Origin of the sequence: Bacillus sp. JJ1764 (assembly GCF_036962145.1) — a bacterium.
Taxonomy (GTDB): Bacteria; Bacillota; Bacilli; order Bacillales; family Cytobacillaceae; genus Neobacillus.
The window spans coordinates 21,103-27,437 of the sequence record NZ_JBALNY010000074.1 but is presented as its reverse complement, the minus strand read 5'-3'; the positions used below and the strand labels follow the sequence as shown (position 1 = coordinate 27,437).

Here is a 6,335-nt window from a genome sequence, read left to right as displayed (position 1 = left end):
GAAATTGCCCGAACAGGATTAACAGCTTTTCTACGGGGTCATCAGCCTCAAGTTAGTGATTTAGCAACTTATACTCTACTAAAATAACTATTTATTCTGAAAGGATGATTCATAATGGTAAAAGTACTTTATAACGGAGATATTCAAGAAGAGGTTTTACAAGGTAAGAAGATTGCAGTCATTGGATACGGTTCACAAGGTCATGCTCATGCACTAAACCTTAAAGAAAGCGGCTTTGATGTAGTTGTTGGTCTTCGTGGCGGTAAATCATGGGATAAAGCAGTAGAAGATGGCGTAGATGTACGTTCCGTTGCAGAAGCAACTGCTGCAGCTGACGTCGTAATGGTCCTTCTTCCGGATGAAATGCAACCAAAAGTTTACGAAGAAAGCATTAAACCAAATTTACAGCCCGGTAATGCTCTAGTTTTCGCCCATGGCTTTAACGTTCATTTTACCCAAATTGTTCCTCCAGCTGATGTTGACGTATTCCTTGTTGCGCCAAAAGGACCAGGACATCTAGTTCGCCGTACTTATACAGAGGGTGCTGGGGTTCCTGCTCTATATGCCGTTTATCAAGATTACACAGGTCAGGCACGTGAATTGGCATTAGCCTATGCAAAAGGAATCGGATCTGCACGCGCTGGTGTATTGGAAACAACGTTCCAAGAAGAAACTGAAACCGATCTTTTCGGAGAGCAAGCCGTTCTTTGTGGTGGTGCTACAGCACTTATCAAAGCAGGTTTCGAAACTCTTGTGGAAGCCGGTTATCAGCCTGAAGTTGCTTATTTCGAGTGTTTACATGAATTGAAATTAATCGTTGACCTTCTATACGAAGGAGGCTTGGCTAACATGCGCTACTCCATCTCTGATACAGCACAATGGGGCGATTTCGTTTCCGGACCACGCGTTGTAAACGAAGATACAAAAGCGCGCATGAAAGAAGTATTAAAAGATATTCAAACTGGTGCATTTGCTAAAGGCTGGATTTTAGAAAACCAAGCAAATCGCCCACAATTTAACGCAATCAACCGCAGTGAAAATGAGCATTTGATTGAACAAGTAGGCCGCGAGCTTCGTGCATTAATGCCGTTTATTAAAAACCCAGTTAACAAGAAGAAGGAAGTGGTGGTTCATGGTTCAAATTAACATCTTTGATACAACCTTACGCGATGGCGAGCAATCCCCTGGTGTAAATTTAAACCAGCTTGAAAAAATGGAAATAGCCAAGCAGCTCGAACGGTTTGGCGTTGACATCATGGAGGCCGGCTTCCCGGCTTCCTCTCAAGGAGATTTTGAAGCAGTAAGAGCGATTGCCCGAGCAATCAAGCACTCTTCCGTGACAGGTCTGGCACGTGCAACGAAATCTGACATAGACATTGCGTGGGATGCATTAAAAGATGCAGCTGAACCAAGATTGCATGTATTTATCGCCACCTCCCCTATTCATATGCAATACAAATTGATGAAAACACCTGAGGAAGTCATGCAGACAGCAGTAGATATGGTGTCTTACGCGAAAAAGAGATTTCCTCATATTGAATGGTCAGCAGAAGATGCTTCCCGTTCTGATCTCGATTTTCTGGTGCAAATCATTACAAAAGTGATTGATGCTGGAGCAACCGTCATCAATCTTCCTGATACAGTCGGTTACACGACCCCTGAAGAATATGGAAAAATGTTCCGCTATATTCGTGAAAATGTTCCGAATATCCATAAAGCCGCTCTCTCCTGTCACTGTCATGATGACTTGGGGATGGCTGTTGCCAACTCTCTTGCAGCAATTGAGAATGGAGTTACCCAAGTGGAAGGAACAATAAACGGAATTGGTGAGCGTGCAGGTAACGCCTCATTAGAGGAAATTGCTGTCGCCTTAAATATTCGTAAAGATAAGTATCCATACACGACTAACCTTGTCTTAAAAGAAATCAAACGGACCAGTGATTTAGTCAGCCGCTTTACAGGTATGAAAGTTCCTCCGAATAAGGCAGTAGTCGGAAAGAATGCCTTCGCCCACGAATCAGGAATTCATCAGGATGGCGTATTAAAAAATGCCTTAACCTATGAAATCATTACACCTGAATTAGTCGGCGTCAATTCAAATGACCTTGTCTTGGGAAAACATTCTGGACGCCATGCCTTCAAGGATAAAATCGAGCAAATGGGCTTCTCGCTTTCATCTGAAAAACTTAATGAAGCCTTCCAATCTTTTAAACAATTAACTGATCGCAAAAAAGAAGTCACCGACGAGGATTTATTCACGATTTTAACCGATATTCAAACCGCATCCATCGATGTGAAAAAATATGAATTAGTGGCCTTCCAGGTCCAATATGGTTCAGCAAACTTGCCTACTGCAACAGTGGCTCTAACGACGCCAGAGGGTGTGCGTGTAGAAACAGCTCGTACTGGAGGCGGTAGTGTTGAAGCTTTATATAACACATTAGAAGCCCTTGTTAAAGAAGAAATTCATCTATCCGATTTTAATTTAAGTTCTGTTGGCCGAGGCCGGGATGCCCTTGCCGAGGTTCATGTGAAAATGAATGTAAATGGGGTTAATGTTAGTGGCCGTGGCTCTGCACAAGATGTTCTTGAAGCATCAGCAAAAGCCTTTATCAATGCTGTCAACCGAGTATTTTTCAATCAAAAAGCAGTTGCTGCTGCTACTCTATAAGTCTCTAAATGACAAGGGAGCATAGCACGCTCCCTTGTCACCCACTCTATTTTTTCAAAATAATAAGGAGGTTGCTCTCATGAAAAAACGTATTGTTTTACTTCCCGGCGATGGTATCGGCAAGGAAGTTATGAATTCAGCTAAGGAAGTATTAAAAGCAATTGCTGAAGAGTATAATCACACCTTTAGCTTTGAGACCCATGATATCGGAGGAGCAGCCATTGATGCTCACGGCACTCCTCTGCCGGAAACGACAGTGGATGCCTGTAAGCAAGCCGATGCCGTCTTACTAGGAGCTGTTGGTGGACCAAAATGGGATCAAAATCCATCCCATCTTCGTCCTGAGCGGGGGCTCCTTGGAATCAGAAAGGCGCTAGATCTATATGCAAACCTAAGACCGATTAAAGGCTTCAAGAACTTGCTCCACGCATCGCCTCTTAAAGAAGAAATCGTGAAGGGCAGCGACCTCCTTATTGTTCGTGAACTAACTGGTGGACTTTATTTCGGTCAACCTAGTGAACGCCGCGATAACGGTCAAGTGGTTGTCGACACTCTTGCTTACACAAGAAAAGAGATTGAAAGAATTGTGGATAAGGCTTTCGAAGCTGCCAAAGGCCGACGTGGCCGTCTGACCTCCGTTGATAAAGCCAACGTGCTTGAATCAAGTAAGGTATGGCGTGAAGTTGTTGAGGAGAAAAAGGCCCAATATCCGGATGTTGCCGTTGAGCATGTGCTAGTAGATGCAGCTGCCATGAAGTTGATTACGAATCCTTCTCACTTTGACGTTATTGTAACAGAGAATATGTTTGGTGATATTTTAAGTGACGAAGCATCCGTTTTAACTGGCTCTTTAGGCATGCTCCCTTCTGCCAGTTTAAATGAATCTGGGGTCGGTTTATACGAACCTGTTCATGGTTCCGCACCTGATATTGCCGGAAAAGGCATTGCCAACCCAGTTGCCATGATTTTATCAACAGCAATGATGCTACGGTATTCCTTCCAATTGGAAGATGAAGCGAAAATCATTGAGGACGCCGTGCAGGCTGTATTAGATGGCGGCTATTGTACAGCTGACCTTCAAATCCCTAACGGACGCCCTGTTGGAACAGCAGAAATGACTCAATTGATTATCGATTTTATCCGAACACAAAATGCTTCTAAGTGCATCGCCAGTTGTTATTTTTAATATTTCTTAATGGGTAAACTGTCCCGGTTATGGCGGTTTACCCCTACTTTTATCAAAAAATTTTTAGAAGTGAGGAAGGTAGCTATGCAAACTCCAAAAAATATCGTTCAAAAAATTTGGGAACAGCATGTTGTTCATCAGGAACAAGGTAAACCCGATTTGCTTTATATTGATCTTCATCTTGTTCATGAAGTAACCTCTCCTCAAGCCTTTGAGGGATTACGGATTAATGGTCGCCGCGTCCGCCGACCAGATCTGACTTATGCAACGATGGACCATAATGTCCCTACCCGCGAACGTCATATTATCAAAGACCCTATTTCCAAAATCCAAATGGATACATTAAAACAAAACTGTCAGGAATTTGGCGTCACTCTTGCTGACATTAACCATCCTGACAACGGAATTGTCCATGTTATCGGGCCGGAGCTTGGACTTACCCAACCGGGTAAAACCATCGTCTGCGGTGATAGCCATACCTCAACACATGGGGCATTTGGAGCTTTAGCCTTCGGAATCGGAACGAGCGAAGTAGAACATGTTCTTGCGACACAAACTCTTTGGCAAGCCCCTCCCAAAACTTTAAATGTGAAGGTAAATGGGCATCTTGGTACTGGAGTTACCGCAAAGGATTTAATTCTTGCCATTATCGGGAAATACGGGGTTAAGTTCGGCACTGGTTATGTTATTGAATACACTGGTGAAGCGATTCGTGCTTTGTCTATGGAAGAACGGATGACAGTCTGCAATATGTCCATTGAGGGCGGTGCAAGAGCAGGATTAATTTCTCCTGATGAAACCACCTTCACTTATTTAAAAGGAAGGCGCTATGTACCAACTGGTGAAGAGTTCGAAGCTGCTGTTTCCCGCTGGAAGGCTCTAGCAACAGATGATGGAGCTGCTTACGACACCGTGCTTGAAATTGATGCTGCCGAGGTGGAGCCTCAGGTTACCTGGGGAACTAATCCTGGTATGTGTATCACTGTTACGGCAAATGTTCCAAGCCCTGGAGATGTGGAAAAACAAAGCGAACAGGAAGAAATTCAACGGGCTCTTGAATATATGGGTCTTGAAGCTGGACAGCCTATCTCAAGTGTAAAAATTGACCATGTATTTATTGGTTCCTGTACCAATTCCCGCTTAAGCGATTTACGAAAAGCAGCTGAGGTAATCCGGGGTCGTAAGGTGAACCCATCCGTGACAGCCATTGTTGTCCCTGGTTCCTTTAGCGTCAAATTGGCGGCTGAAAAAGAAGGTTTGGATCAAGTCTTTACGGAAGCTGGCTTTGAATGGCGCGATGCGGGTTGCAGTATGTGTCTAGGAATGAATGACGATATTATTCCTTCCGGGGAACGCTGTGCTTCTACATCCAATCGAAATTTTGAAGGACGTCAAGGAAAAGGCGCACGTACCCATTTAGTCAGCCCAGAAATGGCGGCAGCCGCTGCGGTTATGGGGCACTTTGTTGATGTTCGTCAATTCACTGCGCAGGAGGTAAGGTAATCATGGAACCGTTACGTATTCATCAAGGTGTGGTTTGCCCGATCAATCGTACCAATATTGATACTGACCAAATCATTCCAAAGCAATTTTTAAAACGAATTGAGCGGAGTGGCTTTGGACAATTTTTATTTTATAACTGGCGTTTCGATGACAACGGAAATCTGCGTCCTGATTTTCCGTTAAACCAACCACAATACAAGGGTGCCTCCATTTTGGTAGCTGGAGAGAACTTCGGCTGCGGTTCATCTCGTGAGCATGCTCCATGGGCCGTTCAGGATTTTGGATTCAAGGTCATCATTGCTCCTAGTTACGCTGATATTTTTAAAAATAATTGCGTTAAAAATGGGATTCTTGCGATTCAAGCCAGTGAGGAAGCCGTTCAAACAATCATGAAAAAGGCTGCATTAGAAGGATATTCGCTAACAGTCAATCTTGAGGAACAGCGGGTGTTTGACAATGATGGGTTTGAAGTTCACTTCGACATTGCCCCCTATCCGAAAGAAATGCTGTTAAATGGTTGGGATGAAATTGGGGTTACATTAAAGTACGAAGAACAAATTAAGCAATATGAATTGTCACATCAATAAAATGGAAAAATGAGCTTGGAAGGCACCAAGCTCATTTTTGTTGATTAAAACTCCGGCAATTGATCCAAGTTATTATCTTTAATCCCATCCGGCTCACTGCGGATGATGTCTCTCCCATATTTGTGGAAGACATCAATATGGGCAATCTTCCCTGCTTTTGCTTCATTCAGTGCCGTAATATAATCCAGTTCCCTTCCAGTGTTTGTTTTAAAGGCAATAATATCACCATCGTCATTTTTCTTGACTGCGACAAACTCTTCTCTTCCATCATTACTCTCATGGGTGGACTCCATTTTAGCCTGTTGCTCCCCTTGCTGCTTGTATTGTTCGTAAATATCTTTAAAATCCTGTTGTTCCACGGTTACCACCTCCGAACATTTGTTAGTTA

General features: G+C 43.5%; 6 protein-coding genes. 5 read left to right on the top strand and 1 reads right to left on the bottom strand.

Features of this window, described 5'->3' with window-relative positions:
• Positions 1-114: 114 nt before the first annotated feature.
• The 5 genes from ilvC to leuD all read left to right on the top strand — a co-directional run bounded on the left by ilvC (position 115) and on the right by leuD (position 5,947).
• Positions 115-1,146, top strand: coding sequence for a ketol-acid reductoisomerase (ilvC, locus tag V7083_RS12205; protein ID WP_335478046.1), 1,032 nt, complete (start codon positions 115-117; stop codon positions 1,144-1,146).
• Positions 1,133-2,671: a 2-isopropylmalate synthase gene (locus V7083_RS12200; RefSeq protein WP_335478044.1), complete on the top strand. Its 1,539-nt coding sequence runs from the start codon at positions 1,133-1,135 to the stop codon at positions 2,669-2,671. The genes ilvC and V7083_RS12200 overlap by 14 nt, the downstream gene beginning before the upstream one ends.
• 79 nt (positions 2,672-2,750) lie before the next feature.
• Positions 2,751-3,857 carry a 3-isopropylmalate dehydrogenase gene (gene leuB / locus V7083_RS12195; RefSeq protein ID WP_335478042.1) on the top strand — a complete coding sequence of 369 codons (1,107 nt, stop codon included), beginning with the start codon at positions 2,751-2,753 and terminating at the stop codon, positions 3,855-3,857.
• Between the two features lie 84 nt (positions 3,858-3,941).
• Positions 3,942-5,360 (top strand): 3-isopropylmalate dehydratase large subunit, encoded by a 1,419-nt coding sequence (gene leuC / locus V7083_RS12190; protein WP_335478040.1) that lies wholly within the window; start codon positions 3,942-3,944, stop codon positions 5,358-5,360.
• A 2-nt stretch (positions 5,361-5,362) separates the two neighbouring features.
• Positions 5,363-5,947 (top strand): 3-isopropylmalate dehydratase small subunit, encoded by a 585-nt coding sequence (gene leuD / locus V7083_RS12185; protein WP_335478038.1) that lies wholly within the window; start codon positions 5,363-5,365, stop codon positions 5,945-5,947.
• Between the two features lie 44 nt (positions 5,948-5,991).
• Here the strand turns inward: leuD and V7083_RS12180 are convergent, their stop codons facing one another.
• Positions 5,992-6,240 carry a DUF3892 domain-containing protein gene (locus tag V7083_RS12180; protein WP_438823722.1) on the bottom strand — a complete coding sequence of 83 codons (249 nt, stop codon included), beginning with the start codon at positions 6,238-6,240 and terminating at the stop codon, positions 5,992-5,994.
• Between the last annotated feature and the right edge of the window lie 95 nt (positions 6,241-6,335).